14 protein-coding genes are annotated in these 16,893 nt (G+C 26.0%); 1 reads left to right on the top strand and 13 read right to left on the bottom strand.

The window, feature by feature from the left end:
* Window positions 1-31 precede the first annotated feature (31 nt).
* From I4V51_RS09700 to I4V51_RS09735, 8 genes are all read right to left on the bottom strand, one after another.
* Window positions 32-1,246, bottom strand: coding sequence for a pitrilysin family protein (locus tag I4V51_RS09700; protein WP_195988239.1), 1,215 nt, complete (start codon window positions 1,244-1,246; stop codon window positions 32-34).
* A gap of 323 nt (window positions 1,247-1,569) precedes the next feature.
* Complete coding sequence (locus tag I4V51_RS09705; protein WP_195988240.1) at window positions 1,570-2,490, bottom strand: IS1 family transposase; 921 nt, start codon at window positions 2,488-2,490, stop codon at window positions 1,570-1,572.
* A gap of 213 nt (window positions 2,491-2,703) precedes the next feature.
* Window positions 2,704-4,056 carry a thioether cross-link-forming SCIFF peptide maturase gene (gene scfB, locus I4V51_RS09710; RefSeq protein WP_195988241.1) on the bottom strand — a complete coding sequence of 451 codons (1,353 nt, stop codon included), beginning with the start codon at window positions 4,054-4,056 and terminating at the stop codon, window positions 2,704-2,706.
* Between the two features lie 343 nt (window positions 4,057-4,399).
* The gene (scfA, locus tag I4V51_RS09715) at window positions 4,400-4,537 is read right to left on the bottom strand and encodes a six-cysteine ranthipeptide SCIFF (protein WP_003371542.1); all 138 of its coding nucleotides are present in this window, start codon (window positions 4,535-4,537) and stop codon (window positions 4,400-4,402) included.
* Window positions 4,538-4,758: 221 nt separating this feature from the next.
* Window positions 4,759-5,016 (bottom strand): hypothetical protein, encoded by a 258-nt coding sequence (locus I4V51_RS09720; protein ID WP_195988242.1) that lies wholly within the window; start codon window positions 5,014-5,016, stop codon window positions 4,759-4,761.
* Window positions 5,017-5,545: 529 nt separating this feature from the next.
* Entirely contained in the window at window positions 5,546-6,445 is a 900-nt protein-coding gene (locus I4V51_RS09725; RefSeq protein WP_195988243.1) for a 3'-5' exoribonuclease YhaM family protein, read from the bottom strand.
* A gap of 140 nt (window positions 6,446-6,585) precedes the next feature.
* Window positions 6,586-7,677 (bottom strand): acyltransferase family protein, encoded by a 1,092-nt coding sequence (locus I4V51_RS09730; RefSeq protein WP_195988244.1) that lies wholly within the window; start codon window positions 7,675-7,677, stop codon window positions 6,586-6,588.
* A gap of 173 nt (window positions 7,678-7,850) precedes the next feature.
* Window positions 7,851-9,998: a YhgE/Pip domain-containing protein gene (locus tag I4V51_RS09735; protein ID WP_195988245.1), complete on the bottom strand. Its 2,148-nt coding sequence runs from the start codon at window positions 9,996-9,998 to the stop codon at window positions 7,851-7,853.
* A 367-nt stretch (window positions 9,999-10,365) separates the two neighbouring features.
* Here I4V51_RS09735 and I4V51_RS09740 point away from each other — a divergent pair, with 367 nt between their 5' ends.
* Entirely contained in the window at window positions 10,366-11,511 is a 1,146-nt protein-coding gene (locus I4V51_RS09740) for a DEAD/DEAH box helicase (protein ID WP_195988246.1), read from the top strand.
* Between the two features lie 113 nt (window positions 11,512-11,624).
* On the opposite strand, the gene I4V51_RS09745 is transcribed toward I4V51_RS09740, so the two are convergent.
* The 5 genes from I4V51_RS09745 to I4V51_RS09765 form a co-directional block, all read right to left on the bottom strand.
* Window positions 11,625-13,139 carry a HAMP domain-containing sensor histidine kinase gene (locus I4V51_RS09745; protein WP_195988247.1) on the bottom strand — a complete coding sequence of 505 codons (1,515 nt, stop codon included), beginning with the start codon at window positions 13,137-13,139 and terminating at the stop codon, window positions 11,625-11,627.
* The gene (locus tag I4V51_RS09750; RefSeq protein ID WP_195988248.1) at window positions 13,129-13,797 is read right to left on the bottom strand and encodes a response regulator transcription factor; all 669 of its coding nucleotides are present in this window, start codon (window positions 13,795-13,797) and stop codon (window positions 13,129-13,131) included. Before I4V51_RS09750 ends, I4V51_RS09745 begins: the two co-directional genes overlap by 11 nt.
* A 769-nt stretch (window positions 13,798-14,566) precedes the next feature.
* The gene (locus tag I4V51_RS09755; protein WP_195988249.1) at window positions 14,567-15,331 is read right to left on the bottom strand and encodes a MerR family transcriptional regulator; all 765 of its coding nucleotides are present in this window, start codon (window positions 15,329-15,331) and stop codon (window positions 14,567-14,569) included.
* Window positions 15,332-15,514: 183 nt separating this feature from the next.
* Window positions 15,515-16,156 (bottom strand): ribulose-phosphate 3-epimerase, encoded by a 642-nt coding sequence (gene rpe / locus I4V51_RS09760; RefSeq protein ID WP_195988250.1) that lies wholly within the window; start codon window positions 16,154-16,156, stop codon window positions 15,515-15,517.
* Window positions 16,157-16,185: 29 nt separating this feature from the next.
* On the bottom strand, window positions 16,186-16,479 hold the full coding sequence (locus tag I4V51_RS09765) for a PTS sugar transporter subunit IIB (RefSeq protein WP_195988251.1): 294 nt from the start codon (window positions 16,477-16,479) through the stop codon (window positions 16,186-16,188).
* Between the last annotated feature and the right edge of the window lie 414 nt (window positions 16,480-16,893).

Genomic DNA, 16,893 nt, shown 5'->3' on the forward strand with positions numbered 1-16,893 from the left:
TTATATATAGTAGTAAGTTTTTCTATTTTTATTATTTAGTAATAACTTGTATTGTCATTTTACTAAAAACCTTAATTACCGTATCTATAATAAAGCTTACAGGCATTTTATTTAAATCTTCACTTTCGTCAAGATATAATAATCCATCACCAAACATAGTATCATAAGTAGCTATTTGCATAGCTAATCTTACACTTTGTTCATCAGCAAATAATCTTTTCAATCTAAAACTTTTTATTAATGACTCAACATCATTTTTCTTTAATATATGTCTATACTCATCAACATTTTTTATTAATTCTTGTATGATTTCTATTGATTTATCTACATTTTCATGAGCAGTACTATAAGTAATTTTATAAACCTTTATATATTCTTCATTAGCAACTCTAGTTAATACATCATAAACCAATGAATGTTTTGTTCTTAATGTATCAAATAATATAGAATTTACCCCTTCTCCAAAGTATTGATTGAAAACTCTTAATGCTTTTATCTCCCAATGGCTTAATTCATCAATAGGGAATATAATTTGAATCTTTGCGCTATTTATATCTTCTTTTCTATCAATAAAAATTCCACTCTTAGGAATGCTAATCTTTTCTTCATTTTCAGGTATCTTTTCACTTCTCCAGTCTATAAAACAATCTTCTATCATCTCTTTTACATCTTCAAAATCCAAACTTGAGATTATAGTAATAGTTGCATTATTAGCACAATAATAATTATTAAAGAAATCTATTGCATCATCTATTGTCATATTATTTAATGATTCTTTAGTACCTATAATAGGATGCTTAAGTCTTCTATTTTCCATACAGTTATAATAAAGCTTATCTTCTGTATATTGTTCTAACTCCTCATCCCATTCTTTTAGTTCTTGCTTTATTACTTCCATCTCTTCTTTAAAACCTTCTTCAGTAAATACTGGTGCTAAAAGAATATCTGAAAATAAATCTAATCCCTTTTGTAAATCTTCGCTTAATAAAGTTCCATAGAATACTACATAAGGATAGTTAGTCATGGCATTTTGGAAACCAAATATACTGCTTAATTCTTCATTTATTTCCTTTTCGCTTCTTGTTTCTGTTCCCTTATATACCATGTGTTCAGTAACATGAGCTATACCTAATTTTTCTCCATCACGTCCTGCTCCTGCATCTAATGATATGCATATTGATGTTAACTCACTATTACCTTTTTTATAAATAAATTTTAATCCGTTATCTAATATATATTCTTTCATTAAATCTCACCTCTTTTTTTCATTATATCATATCAATTTCATAATTCTTTTGATTGCTTTTCTTCTTTTAATTCTATGCTTTTTATATAACCTATTTCTCTCTATATAAGCCTGTTATACAAAAATGTTGCTAACAACATTTTTGTATAACACATTCATATATCATAAAACTAACATATACCTTCCCTCATCTTTTAATATGTAATTCATAAGATTTATTAAAAAAATTTATTGTTATCACTATTTACTTTTAATTATCCAACCCCAAATAGACCATTACCCCAAATGATAATAGTCATAACCTCTTATGTATCTACTTTTTACTATATTGATAATCTTTTTGATTTTATCTTCTGCCAAGATAAATAAGAATTTATTTCTGCCTTTGAATTAATTTCAAATCTTATTTTATTTATTACTGATTTATTCTTTTTATCTTCAATGTCATTTTTATATTCAAAAGCTCTCCAAGCAAAATAATGATCTAAATATTTACTAGCTACACCATTAAACTTCTTAAGCCATACCTTAAGTTTATTAGAATATGTTATATCTATATTTGAAATTTCATTATCACTTATATTAACCTTATTAATCTCATTAAACCCCTTTGCAAAAACCTTTAATCTACCATCTAAAAATCCAGCTACATACGCCTTTCTATCTAATCTTGGAATAATATTATCTCTTATATCATAAAGTCCAATAAAATTTCTTGCTGCAAATATCGGAATAATATCTAAAGATTTATTAATTGCATTAACTACTATAATTTTATCTCTTTCTTCTGAATGTTGTCTCCTATCCCCTTTAAAATTTTCATTCAAAACCAACTTTGTTAACTCAACATATGATCCTATCTTTTCAATATAATTTTTTTCACATAAATCATGTAAAAATCTATGTCTCCAGAAAAACGCTGTTACCAATGTAATATTCATCTTAGCTGCACACTCTCTTAAAGATACCCCCTTAATAAAAACTTGAAAATATTTTTCCCACATATATTTAAGCTTTTTAGAATATCTAAATGGATTATTTATATCATTGCTAAATGTTTTTCCACAGCTTTCATCTTTACATTTATATCTTTGAGCTCCTTTGTAAAACCCAAACTTAATAACACTATTACTTTGGCAATACGGACATGAATTATCACTTTTTTTATTTGACTTAACTTTATCTGGTATTGATTTGTAGTTTTCATTATTTTTATTCATTAAGGTTTTATAGATATTAATCATAATTACATCACCAAAATTAATTATTAACTCATATCTATATCAATAAACATATTTACTTTATCTTTTTCTTTATTTATATAATTTTTGTAACTTATTCTAATCTTTTTAACTTTAGATATATTTTTTCTTAAATAATTATATGATAAATATAAATTTTTTCAAAAAAATAACAAGAACAAAGCATAACCTTGTTCTTGTTATTAAACTCTTATTTTATTCAGCTTTAAGTGCTATTGCACATTCAATTCTCTTCTTTTGCATTTTACATCCAATTTCGTAAGGAATATTCATATCTCCATTAAATGCAACATTGTTTGCTTGACATCCACCTGAACAGTAGAATCTTGCCCAACATTCTTTACATTTTGGTTTGTTATATATATGAGCCTTTTTAAACTTCTTACCTAATTCTGAATCATAACTATCATCATAAATAGTTCCAAGTTTAAATTCTTCTCTACCAACAAATTGGTGACATGGATAAACTTCACCTTGTGGAGTTATTGCAACATATTCAAATCCAGCACCGCATCCTGAAATTCTCTTGTAAACACATGGTCCACCATTTAAATCAATGTTGAAGTGATAGAAGTTGAACTCATCTCCTTCTTTCTTTCTTCTTGCCATTTCATTGTATAACTTATCATAGTTTTCAAATATTTCTGGTAAGTGCTCTTCTTTTAATTCTAAGAAATGACCTTTTTCAAGTACAACTGGTTCAATTGAAATTTCTCTAAATCCTTCATTAACCATAGCCTTAACATCTTCATAAAAATCAGTATTTGCTCCTGTAAATGTTCCTCTTACATAGTAATGTTTAGATTTATCTCTTTTTTCAATCATTCTCTTAATGTTTGGAAGTATATCATCATAAGAACCACTTCCGTCAATCTTAATTCTAACATTATCATTTACTTCTTTTCTACCATCTAATGAAAGGATAATATTGCCCATTTCTTTATCCATAAATTCCATCATCTCTTCAGTTAAAAGAGTTGCATTAGTAGTCATAGTAAATCTAATGTTTTTCTTCCAAGCCTTTTCATTCTCTCTAGCATAAGCTATTATTTCTTTAACCTTGTCCATGATCATTGTTGGTTCTCCACCAAATAAATCAATTTCAATATTTCTTCTTGGACCACTTCTCTTAACAACATAATCTATTGCTTTTTTAGCAGTTTCAACAGACATTACTCCTTTATGTCCATTGTACTCACCTTCATCAGCAAAACAATATTTACATCTTAAATTACATCCATGAATAATATTTAAACAGACAGCTTTTATATAATCTCTATCATCCATTGATGAATGTGCTATATCTTCATACTGATCTCTTGAATATAATATATCCTCATCTATAAGTTCTAATAATTCTTCATAAGCTTCAGCTATAGTCTCTTCACCATATTTAGCTCCAAACTCTTTTATAAGCTCTTCCTTATCTCTTAGTTTATCATCATCAACTAAATCATAAACTAATTCATCTACAATATGTACAGCTCCTGTATTAACATCTAAAACAAAGAAATTATCTCCTTGTTTAAATTTGTGTATTAAAGCCATTTCAATTCCTCCTAGCACTATTTATTGCTCATATCATATAATTTACGATATGTTATAACTATATATATAACCTTAAAATAAATTTATTTTAAGGAAACACACTACTCTCTTTAGATCGTAGGTGTAAATTCAATTAGCTAAATCAAAGATTTAGAATCGTTTTATGAAACACACTACGCACTTTAGGTCGTAGGTGTAAATTCGATTAACTAAATCAAAGATTTAGAATCTCATTTATGTTGAAACAATATCTTATTTAATCCAAATGTTAATTTGATAAATCAACTTAAACTAAAGAATAAAGTTAAGCAGCAACCTTCTTGAAGTTACTGCTTGTCTTTAATTAGTTTTCACACTCTAAGTTAGCAACTGTGCAAGAAGTTTTGCAAGCTGATTGGCATGAGTTTGCACATTCCTTACATCCTGGTTTGCATAAGCTATTTTTAATGTTTGTTTTGTTGATTGTTTTTATGTGTTTCATGTCGAATCCTCCATATTTTCAAATATAACATTGGTAATTATAGCACAGTTTCTCATGGTAATAAAGTATTTATTTTCCTAAGTCTGTACCATATCATACCCACAATAAAATATATATTAAAAATCAATTTATATTATTACTTTATTTCAAAACTTATTTGATTTTAATAAAATAATAAAACAACATTTCCATTAATATGAAATGTTGTTTTTTATTATTTTCTATAAAGAAGTTTCTTTTTTTATTTCTTCTATCATATCTTCTTCTGATAAAGTTTTATCATCATAAGAACTATATATATCATTTAAATGTACTGTATAATAAACATTTTTATTTTTCTTTTCTTTTTTATTATTTTCCTCATTTTCATTTTTTGCTTTTTTATCCAAATTATTTTTTACTAGCACACCTGCTGCAACCGATGCAACAACTGCCGATAATGCACCAAAAATTAATTTTTTATTGTTTTTAATACTCATACTCTCCACCTCACTATTATAAAAATTATATACAGATTAACTATCTTAGTCAATTTACAAAATAGTTAAATTTTTATTACATATTTGAAACTTAGAATTTATCTTTCTAGTAGCCAACATATCTTTTATTGATATTATTTAAAATACTACTTACTATTTTGACCATTTTTTTCTCTTTCTACATCTATACTTTCTTTTATATTATTGAAATCATTCTCATTATTAGCTTTAACTATATTCCCCACATTTATAATAGAAGTATTGCTACTTTCACTTTCTACAAAATATCTTCTTCAGTTAATTTATCTTTAAATTTATTCATACTCCTTTTTCCTTCTCCTTCCTTCTAATAAGTAAGTTCATCTTGCCAAATTAAAATTTGGAGATTAAATATGAAACTCCTCCTCTCTTCGTTCGGATGAGTAAGTTCATCTTGCCAAATTAAAATTTGGAGATTAAATATGAAACTCCTCCTCTCTTCGTTCGGATGAGTAAGTTCATCTTGCCAAATTAAAATTTGGAGATTCACTTATAAGTATAACCTTGTTTCTATTCTTCTATCATACTCTGACCAATTTCCTGCTTCTGTTTTTTCTTTTATTTGTTCTATTTTATTCATAGTAGCATCTATTGAATCTGCAGAATTAAGAATAAATGCTTCTTCCATTCTCATTTCTCTTGGTGATCCATACTCAAGCTTTCCATGATGCTGTACTATGCATCCTTTCATTCTTATAATAAAATCATCAGAGTAAAAATCTGGATTATCATTAAATGCTTTATCAAGCATCTCCGTACCAATCACTATATGACCCTCCATCTCTCCTCTAAGTGTATACTTAAATGGTCCATCATAATATAATTCATATATTTTCCCTATATCATGAAGCTTTGCCGCAAGAATTGCAATTTCCCTATTTCTGCAATTGTATCTTTCACAAAGCATAATAGTTAAATACATAACTCCTAGTGTATGTTCTGCTAATCCTCCTATATAGTTATGGTGCATCGAAACTCCTCCGATTCCTCTTTTAAATTTTTCTAAAAACTCTTCATTTTTAAAAAAGTAATCATTTAAAGCTTTTCCTTCTCTTGAAGTTATATACTTCTCTGTATATAATTCAAGTTCATTCATAATATCTTCTATATCTCTTTTAACTGTAGGTAAATAGTCTATTGAATTATATTCATCTATAAACTCATACTTTTTCACTTCTAAGTTTGTATCTTTTTTACCCTCTATCTGAATAACTCTACCTTCAACAATATTTCCAGATTTATTTTGTATAGTTGCTTTTATATCTCCACTTTTATCTGCTAAAATACATACTACTTTTGTAGTGTCTCTAAAAAGCACCCTCATAACCATTAATGATGTTTTTAGTTCACTTCCATTCTTTATATCAGATAAAAATACTTCCTTTTTCATATCTTATTTCCTCCAACTGCTAACTTTCCTTATATTTTAGTGTAACCTAAAAAATATTAAAATATTTTTCTATTACTTTATAAATATTCATTTTAATAAAAAATCTTCTAAGATACTTTTAAATATCTTAGAAGATTTTTCTATTTCATTCCAATTAGTATACCTATATATTTTGTTCTTTTTATTATTTCATATAAAGCAAATGTTATAGCAAATGATAATACTATCAATGTAATAATAGTAATCCACGCTGGTAACATTAATGGTAATATAAAAAATGCTAATGTTAACAATATAGTTTGATGCATTATATATACAGGAAATGATGCCTTATTTAAATATATAAGAACTTTATTCTCAGAATTTAAATATTTTATTCCATATCCAACAATAGTTATTATAGAAACAACTATTAAAGCAGATTTTAGCATATTCTCAATAAGAATTTGCAAATAACCTAATTGCATGTTTCTTAAGCTAATAAAGTAACCTAATCCTAAAATTATAATAACTCCATTTATAACTGCAAATGTTCTTCTATATTTAGATATAGCATTTATATAGTCAATATCACCATAAGCAACATATCCAAATAAAAACATTAGCAAGTTTAAAAATAGTCCTTTCCCTCCAACTCCTGGTATCATCTCTGAAATAACAGTCAACCCTATAACTAAGACTATACCTGTCTTACTTAGTAATATTCCTTTTAAATTTAAAAGAATCTTCTTCCCCCCTATAGCCTTACATCCCTTTATTACACTAACTCCCATTATAGAAATAATAAATAAAAATAATATAAACCAAAGATGTGCAGGACTAAAGTTCCCATCAAACCCCATAAAATCGCTTATATGAGTAAAAAACTTTTTCATATGACTAAAGTAATTTATATTACTTTCGCCTCTCCAAAGCCTTGCTAGATATGTTTGCGGAGGAACTATTACTATAATTCCAAATATAAATGGTATCAATAATTTTTTAACTCTCTCCATTATATATTCTAATCCACTTCTTCTTTGTAGTGCAAAGTAGGTTGAAGCTCCAGCTAAAAAGAATAATAATGGCATATACCAGGTAAATGTTAGTAATATAAACCCATTAGAAAATAAATTTCCTTTTTCAGTTTTAATATAAAAATCACCAAAATCAGTGAATATTGCCGATGTATGATAAACAAATAACATTAATATACAAATATTTCTTATCCAATCAATTTCTCTTCTTCTCATTATCTCTCCTTATTTTATTAATATTTTGTAAACACATATCCTAATCTATTTTTATCATACTTTATTGTTATTTACCACACTTTTATTATAGATATATTAATTTCTTGCACAATCTTATCAATAAAGCAAAAAAAAAATGAGTTAATTGAAAATACAACTAACTCATTTTTTATTTATTCTCCTATTCCACTCTTTCTTATACTTTCTGCGAATCCTTCTGAAAGCTTATTAATTGGCTTTTTAAGGAATAATGAAATAAGTATAAATATTGCTCCATATATTAAAAGCACTATAATATCTTTAACTAAAACACTTTGAACAACTCCACCTATTGCCTCTCTGGCAAATGAAATTGCATAAGTAAAAGGTAAAAATGGATTTATTGCTTGGAAGAACTTTGGAGTTAATTGAATAGGGAATGTTCCTCCTGATCCACCTATTTGTAATACTAATAATACAATTCCTAAAACCTTACCTACATTTCCAAGTACAGAACACATTGAATATAAAATAAATGTGAATATAACACTTGTAAATACACTACCTAATACAAATAATAGTGGATTTACACAATAAATTTTTAGTACATACAAATCTCCTATAGAAACTATTAAAGCCTGAACTATAGCTATAGTTAAGAATAAAAACAACTTTCCAAAATATTGTGCTATAGATGAATAATCTCCATGTGCCTCAACTGTTAACATTGAAGCTAATAACAATAATCCTACCCATAATGATAATACAGTATAGAATGGAGTCATTCCAGTTCCGTAATTTCCCATTGGGAATAATTTATTTGTTATTATCTCTACTGGATTTGAAAGGAAATCACTTCTCTTTTGAACATCACTCTTTAGCAAGTTTACTATTTCTTGTAAATCAGCACTATCCTTTATTCCATTAACCTTACTAATTAAATCATTAATCATATTTTCAGCATCTGGAAGTTTTTCTTTTACAAACTCTATTCCTTCTATTCCCTTATCAGCACCTTGATATACAGTATTTAGTAATTCACTTACTTGCGGCAGCTTTGATTCTGCTTCACTTAAAACATTTATAGCATTATCAGCTACAGTATATGCATCATCAAATATACTATTTATTTTTCCTACTATATTTGAATCAAAATCATTATAAATATCATTAGTTATGCTACTAATATCATTTGCAAAAGCTATTACATTATTTAATAATGATAAATTAGGTTGTTGTCCATTAGCTATGCTATCTTTAACAGTGTTTAAAGCAGTAATAGCAGAATCAATTTTACTAGTAACAGTTTGTAATCTACTTATTATGCCATCAAACTTACCTGGACTAAACTTATTCAGAGTTTCAAGAATATTAATTAATGAATTTGCACTTGTATCTATGGTATTTAACTTATTAAGTAAACTATCTATCATAGCTAATGCATTTTCTGAACCTGCATTTATTGCATCTATTACTGCACTTGTATATTTTGATATATCATTAGATATTTCATTTAATATCTTAATATCATTTTTAATTATAGGAGCTATATTATTTAAGCTAGTTTTTGAAGTACTTAAAAAATCCTTTACCTCACTACTTAATGTCTGTGCATTTTTAACTGTTTGCTCTATCATTGGAATATCTTCTTGAATTCCTGCAACTAATGTTTTAAGCTGCTCTGCCCCCTGACTAGCTAGATTAACTGTATCATTAATATTTCCAAAATGACCTTGTACATCTACTAACGCATTATAAATTGTAGTTATTTTAGGAATTTGATTCTCAAGTTCTATCCCTATTTCATTTCCTAATCCAAATATTGCATCACTTACAGTTGCTACTATTGCTTTACTTACTTTTTCTTGAACAGCACTTGCCCCTTTATCCGTAAGTTTAGGTGCAATAGCATTTATTTTTTCATTAACTGTATATATTATGTCTCCCTTTTGTACATCTTCTGTTATGATTGAAGTTAGATTTTGAGAAAAATTTTCTGGTATTGTAATCATTGCATAGTATTTACCCTCTTCAACCATCTTAGTTGCTTCTTCTTCACTAACAAACTGCCACCCCATCTGTTTGTTATCTTTCAATTCATCAACAATAGTATTACCCAAATTTATATCATTTCCATTTAAAGTAGTTCCTAAGTCTTTATTTACTACTCCAACTTTTATTCCACTCGTTGCCGACTCTGCATATGGATCCCATGATGCTTTAATATTAAACCAAGCATACAAAGAAGGTAATATACATAATGCTATTACAACAATAAGCGCCCCATAATTTGTAAAGATGTTTTTTAAATCTTTTTTAAAAATTTCAAATGCACCCTTCATCTTTTTACTCCTTTGACCTTTCCTTACTTTTAAATATATATTATCACGTTGGTACTAAAATTCAAGTTTTAGTTTTCTATGGTTTTTCTACTATTTATACTCTTAATCATCATTTTTCTCAATATTTAAACGTTTTTTCTAAGTTTAAAATTTATTTTTTTTAATATTTTTTAAACATGTTATTAACAATTTATTCATTTTATTTTATTATTTCTCCCTTATTTTGTTTTTTACTTTTTTAAAATTAATATACTATCTTATTTAAACTATTTTATAATTACTTAAAATTAAATATTGAAACTTCTATACTAAAATTATTTTTAGTGTATACTAATATAGATAACTATAAATTACTGAGGAGAAAATAATGAACATGTCATTTAAAGAACTTAATTTAAATTCAAATATAATAGAAGGCTTAAAACTTCAAGGAATTACTTCTCCAACTGAAGTACAAAGCTTAACTATTCCAAAAGCATTAGAAAACTTAGACATAATTGCAGAATCACATACTGGTAGTGGAAAAACCTTAGCTTACCTATGTCCTATTTTTCAAAAAATAAACACTGAAAAGAAGGAAATGCAAGCTATTATTCTTGCTCCAACTCATGAATTAGTTATGCAAATTGATGCACAAATAAAATTACTTTCAAAAAATTCAAATATGAATGTAACTTCATTAACTATAATGGGTGAATCTAATATTGAAAAACAAATAAAAAGACTTAAAGAAGTAAAACCACATATAATAGTAGGTTCAGCTGGAAGAGTTCTTGATTTAATTAAAAAGAAAAAAATATCTGCTCATACTATAAAGACTATAGTTATGGATGAAGCAGATAGCTTATTAGCAAAAAATAAATCTACAATAATAAAAGACATAATTAAAGCTACTATGAGAGATAGACAACTTATGTTCTTCTCTGCAAGTATAAACCCTACTGCTTTAGAAATATCTAAATCATTAGTTAAAGAGGTTCACGTAGTAAAATCAGAAGCTAAATCTGTTTTAAACCCTAATATTTCTCATATGTTTATTACTTGTGAGTTCAGAGATAGATTTGAAACATTAAGAAAGTTATTAGCTGCAGAAAATCCTGATAAAGCAATTGTATTTGTTAATAATAGTACGGAGCTTCAAAATATAAATGAAAAACTTGATTATCATAAGGTTAAATCTACTGCTATATATGGAAATGCTTCAAAGGAACAAAGACAAAGATCTATCGAAGCATTTAGAAATGGTAAGTTTAATATATTAGTATCTTCTGATGTATCTGCTAGAGGGCTTGATATACCTGAAGTATCTCATATTATAAGCATGGACTTCCCTCAAAACCCTGATGAATACTTACATAGAGCTGGAAGAACAGCACGTGGAACTCTTTCTGGTTCTTCAATATGTATAGGAACAAGACGTGATTTAGAAGCTATAAAGTTATATCAAAAGGCTTTTAAGATTAGATTTATAGAAATGAAGCTTTATGGTGGAAATTTAATACCTTCTAAATAATATTATTACTTAATTACAAAACATTTTATAGTTAAGGGCCTTACGCACAATTAAGGTGGCTAATTAGCACAAGCTATACTAGCCACCTTAATTAACTGCTAGGTACTTAACTTTTATTTTCTAAACCTCATTTCAAACACTACTGAATTTTCTTTAGATAGTATATTATAATTAATATTTTCATGCTTATCTAATATTGTTCTTACTATATAAAGACCTAATCCAGTTCCTCCTGTTTTTCTATTTCTTGATTTATCAACTCTATAAAAGGCATTAAATATTTCTCCAACCTGATCCTTTGGAATAGTTATTCCTGTATTTTCAACACTCAACTCACTATCAGTTAATTTAATAATTATTTTTTCCTTTAAAGGAGAATGTGTAATTGCATTCTTAACTATATTAGTAATTACTTTTTTTATCAATTTTTCATCAGAAATCACAAAAACATCTTCATCAACATATGTTTTTAACTCTAAATTCTTTTCATCTATAAAATACTTTAATTCTCTTATAACACTATTAGTAACTTTGCTTATATTAACATTTACAAAATTATATTTAAATTCTCCATTTTGTCTTTCACTTAAATGTAATATTTCTTGAACTAATTCACTCATCTTTTGTGTAACATCATAAGATTCCTTTAAATATTTATCTCTGTCCTTATATTTTCCTATATTATAAATCATCCCTTCTAACTGCCCATTAATTATAGTAATAGGAGATTTTAACTCATGAGATATTGTGGCAACAAATTCTCTTCTTTCCTTTTCTAACTTTCTTTCCATTTCTATTTCTTCTGTAAGCTGTGAATTCATCTTTTCTAACTTTTCAAAAGACTCTTTTAAATTTTTATTCATTAAATTTAAGCTATTCGATAATTCCCCTATTTCATCTTCACCATTTATCTCTATAATATTATCAAAATCCAATTTAGCCATTTTCTTAGCAACCTTATTTATCTTTATTAGAGGTTTACTTATCAAAATAGCGTAAAAACTAGAAATAGTGAAAGAAATTATTATAATTGCTATAATAGCAAATGGGAAAAATAAAACAATGCTATCTTCAGCCTCATTTTCAGGACTTATAGGAAAATGTACTATCATATGATATATTTTATCTAAACTTTTTATATAAACAGCCTCATCTATATTTAAGCTACCATTTTTGTTGGTTAATTGATATACAAATTGTGCAGTACTTAAACTTTCATCTACATCAAGCCTTAAATTATATTTTTGAAACCTTTGAAACCTTTGATACTCTCTATGGTTATATAAAAATGGTATATTATTAGGAGAATTTGCACCTTCTCTAAATGAAGAGTATAATATACTATCAATTAAATTATCTTTATCCTTACTTACTAAAATAATATCTAAATTATAATTATAAGAAAAATTATCTAATATATCATCTATGTCTATATCTTTTTCTTCTTCTAATTTTGTTTTTAATTCATCAATTCCTGACCTCACACTTTTAACCTTATATATTTCATAAACTCTTGGCATAAAGAAATATATACATATATATAATAATGTAAATGCAAAAATTATTATTAAACTACTCCATATAAATAATTTCTTTTTTATACTTAAGTTCTTCCATTTATTTTTCAAGAACATATCCTACACCTTTAATAGTTTTAATATAATCCTTCTTTATTTTCTTTCTTATATTTTTCATATGAGCATCTATAACCCTAGTATCCCCAAAGTAATCATATCCCCATATTTTTTCAATTAACTTTTCTCTAGAAACTACTGTTGGATAACTTGATATCATTAACTTCAATATATTAAACTCCTTTAAAGTTAATTCTATCTCTTCTCCCTCAACATAAGATTTAAATGTTTGTAATTCAAGCTTTAACCCCTCAAACCTTAATACTTCTTCTTCAACTTTTTCCTTACTCTTTCTTCTTAAAACTGCTTCAACTCTCTTGATTAATATATTAAATGAAAATGGTTTACTAATATAATCATCAGCCTTCAAGTCAAACCCCTTTATTTCATTCTCTTCATCTCCTAAAGCAGTTAAAAATATTACTGAAACTTCTTTATCTACACTTTTTATCATTTTGCATAATGAATGTCCATCAAGCCTCGGCATCATAACATCTAAAATTACTAAATCATATTCTCCTTCCTTAAATTTCTCATATCCTTCTACTCCATCATTAGCTGTCTCTACTATATAATCTTGTGAAGCTAGAAACTCTACTATTAATTCCTGTATTTGATTATCATCTTCTACTACCAAAATTTTATAACTCATATGTTCCTCCAAATCTCTTCTTATATCTTTTAATTTTATCATAATACTTTTTATTGAAGATTAAATTCATTTAAACTTCAGTTTTTTATTCTAATAACATTTAACAATACTTATAATATAAGTTTAAACCCTTTTCGCTTAAATTTCATATAATAACTTCTCTTTAAAACTTATTTTTTCAGATTATTTTAAGGTTCAATTTATAAAATGATTATATATTATTACTTAATGAGAAATTAAAATGAAAATTACATTTAAAGATAAATTTTTTTTTAAAGCACTAAAATTTTATACTTTCATTTTCTTATTTATACTATTTATTAGTTTATATCTTATTATTCATAATTCAGAAAAGACAATATCAAATATTTCTGATAATTCTAGAAACATTTCTTCTGAATCTTTAAACAATAATTTAAATACTTCTACAGTATCATAAAAACTAATTAATCAAATTAATATATATAATGAAATAACTACACCCACTCTATCATCCAATAATTTAAATTACTATTCATCTTTAAGTTATGATGAGCGTTTAAAGTTTCTTTTTAATGAGGATTAAATTTACAATTACCATATTGATAATGCATAAGAAAAAATCGCTCAAATTTCTAAAGCTATATATTAAAATTTTGATTAGTTATTTTTTTGAAGATACTTCTTCATTTCTTGATTATATGTTAAAAAGACATGCTTTTTCCTTTAAATAAATTATTAAGGGTTATGTAATCAAACCATAACCCTTAATAATTTAAAATATACTATTTTACTTTCTAATACCTGTATAAAACAGTATAGAATCTCTTAAAAATTCTGCAAGTCCATCTTGTTCTTTATCATAATACTCTTTAAAACGCTCATCATAAACATACATTTCTGCCAATCCTGCATGGGCTTCCTTTGTGTAACTTGACCAAGTATATAAAAGCCATTTTTTATGAATGGCTGCAACTTCTTGAGCCAATTCTCCCTTTGGATTCCCTGTATTAAAAGCTTTTAATAGTTTTTCATTAACTTCATTACCTAATTTAACAAAGTCCTTATACTCTTCTTCAGTCATATTTTGAAATTTTTTATTGCTTTTTTCTATACTTTCACTTCCATACTTCTCTCTTATCTCATAACCATACTTCTTTTCATTAGTATCTATTATTTTTTTCTTAAAACCTTCAAATTTCTCTCTATCACACATTTTTACTTCTCCCTCTTTTAATTGAATTGTTTTATTAACGTTTTTCAAAAGCAAATCAATTTGTTTTTGCTTTTCAAGAAGTTTTATTCTATGCTCTTTTAATGCTTCAATCTCATCAAATAATGGATTTTCTAAAATTAATTTTATTTGTTCTAAGCTTACCCCTAATTCTCTATAAAAAAGTATTTGCTGCAATTTATTAACTTCTTCTTCTCCATAAATTCTATATCCCGATGAATTAACTCTTGCTGGCTTAAGAAGTCCAAATTCATCATAGTATCTTAATGTTCTTTTACTTATTTTAGCTATTTCACTAAGCTTCTGCACTGTATATTCCATAGAAATAACCTCCTTATATCTAAACTATATACCTTTACGCAACGTGAAGGTCAATACTTTTTTATTTATTAATTTACCATAAAATTTATAAATAATTTATTCAAGTTAATATATTTAATAATAAAAAAAATAAAATACCATCTATTTTTTAATAGATGATATTTTATTTATAAAAAATATATTTTATCTAAATTTACTAATGTTATTTGTTATGTCATTATCTTTAAATAAATCTGAACCTATTATAATATTATTGGCTCCACATTCTAATACCCTCATATAATTAGAAGATTTAATTCCTCCATCTACATTAATATCGAAATTAAAAGACTTTTCCTTTTTAATTACTGATAACTCTTTTATTCTATTTAATGTATTTTCAATAAATGCTTGTCCACCAAACCCTGGATTAACTCCCATAACTAATACTAAGTCTACTAAAGGTAAAATTTCTTTTAAACTCTCAATAGGTGTACCTGGATTAATAGCGATACCTGCTTTTACATTATGTTTTTTTATTTCTTGTATTATTCTATGAATATGATGGTTTCCTTCAATATGGACAGTAATTAAATCTGCCCCATATTTAACAAATTCATCTATATATCTTATTGGTTCATCTATCATTAAATGAACATCTAAATTTAAATTAGTAATCTCTCTAATACATTTTAGAATAGGAAAACCAAAAGATATATTAGGCACAAATTTTCCATCCATTATATCAATATGAATAGATTTAATATTACTATTTTCTAATTCCCTTATTTGCTCTTTCAATATAGAAAAGTCTGCCGATAATACCGACGGATATATAAAATTCATTCATTACACCTCTTAAGTTACTTAGAATCTTATTTATTCACAAGGACTTTTTCTTTTATCTTTTCCTCAATTTCTTGCTCAGATAATAAATTCTTTAAACCTACTACTACAGTTCCACCAGCTTCTGCTCTTGAAAAGTTCCCCTTTAAGGCTTCTGAACAAAATACTACATCATAGCTTGATGCTTCACTCTTTGCAACACCTATACTTGTATGATGTATAGATACAGGTACATTTAATTTTTTAAATACCTTTTCAATTTTCATCTTTATTATTTGGCTTGATCCCATTCCATTTCCACATGCAGCTATTACTTTTAACATTTTAATTCCTCCTTAATTCTCTTATGAATATACCATTTATATAAAAGAAATTGTTTACAGTCCACTTTGAACTTTTTGTTTCTTTATACTATTATAATACATCCTTTAACTAATTATTTCAAGTATTTTTGAACATTTTATTTTATTTTTATTACTTTTTGATTATTTTAATTGAACATATTGAACGTATATAGATTAGTTTTGTAATTATATTATGATGTGAAGCTACTCAAATATTAGGTGCTATATATAACATTATAAATGAAACTCTTTTAGAATATTCTCTAAGCTCAATTTACTACATTTATTCACTAGATAAACTATATAATAAAATATCATAAATTAATAAAACTATAATAACTAAAAATAAGAGTTATTAACTTATAACAACTCTTACTTTTCTAATAATTTACT

The sequence above is a fragment of the Clostridium sp. D53t1_180928_C8 genome (assembly GCF_015667795.1).
Lineage (GTDB): Bacteria > Bacillota > Clostridia > Clostridiales > Clostridiaceae > Clostridium.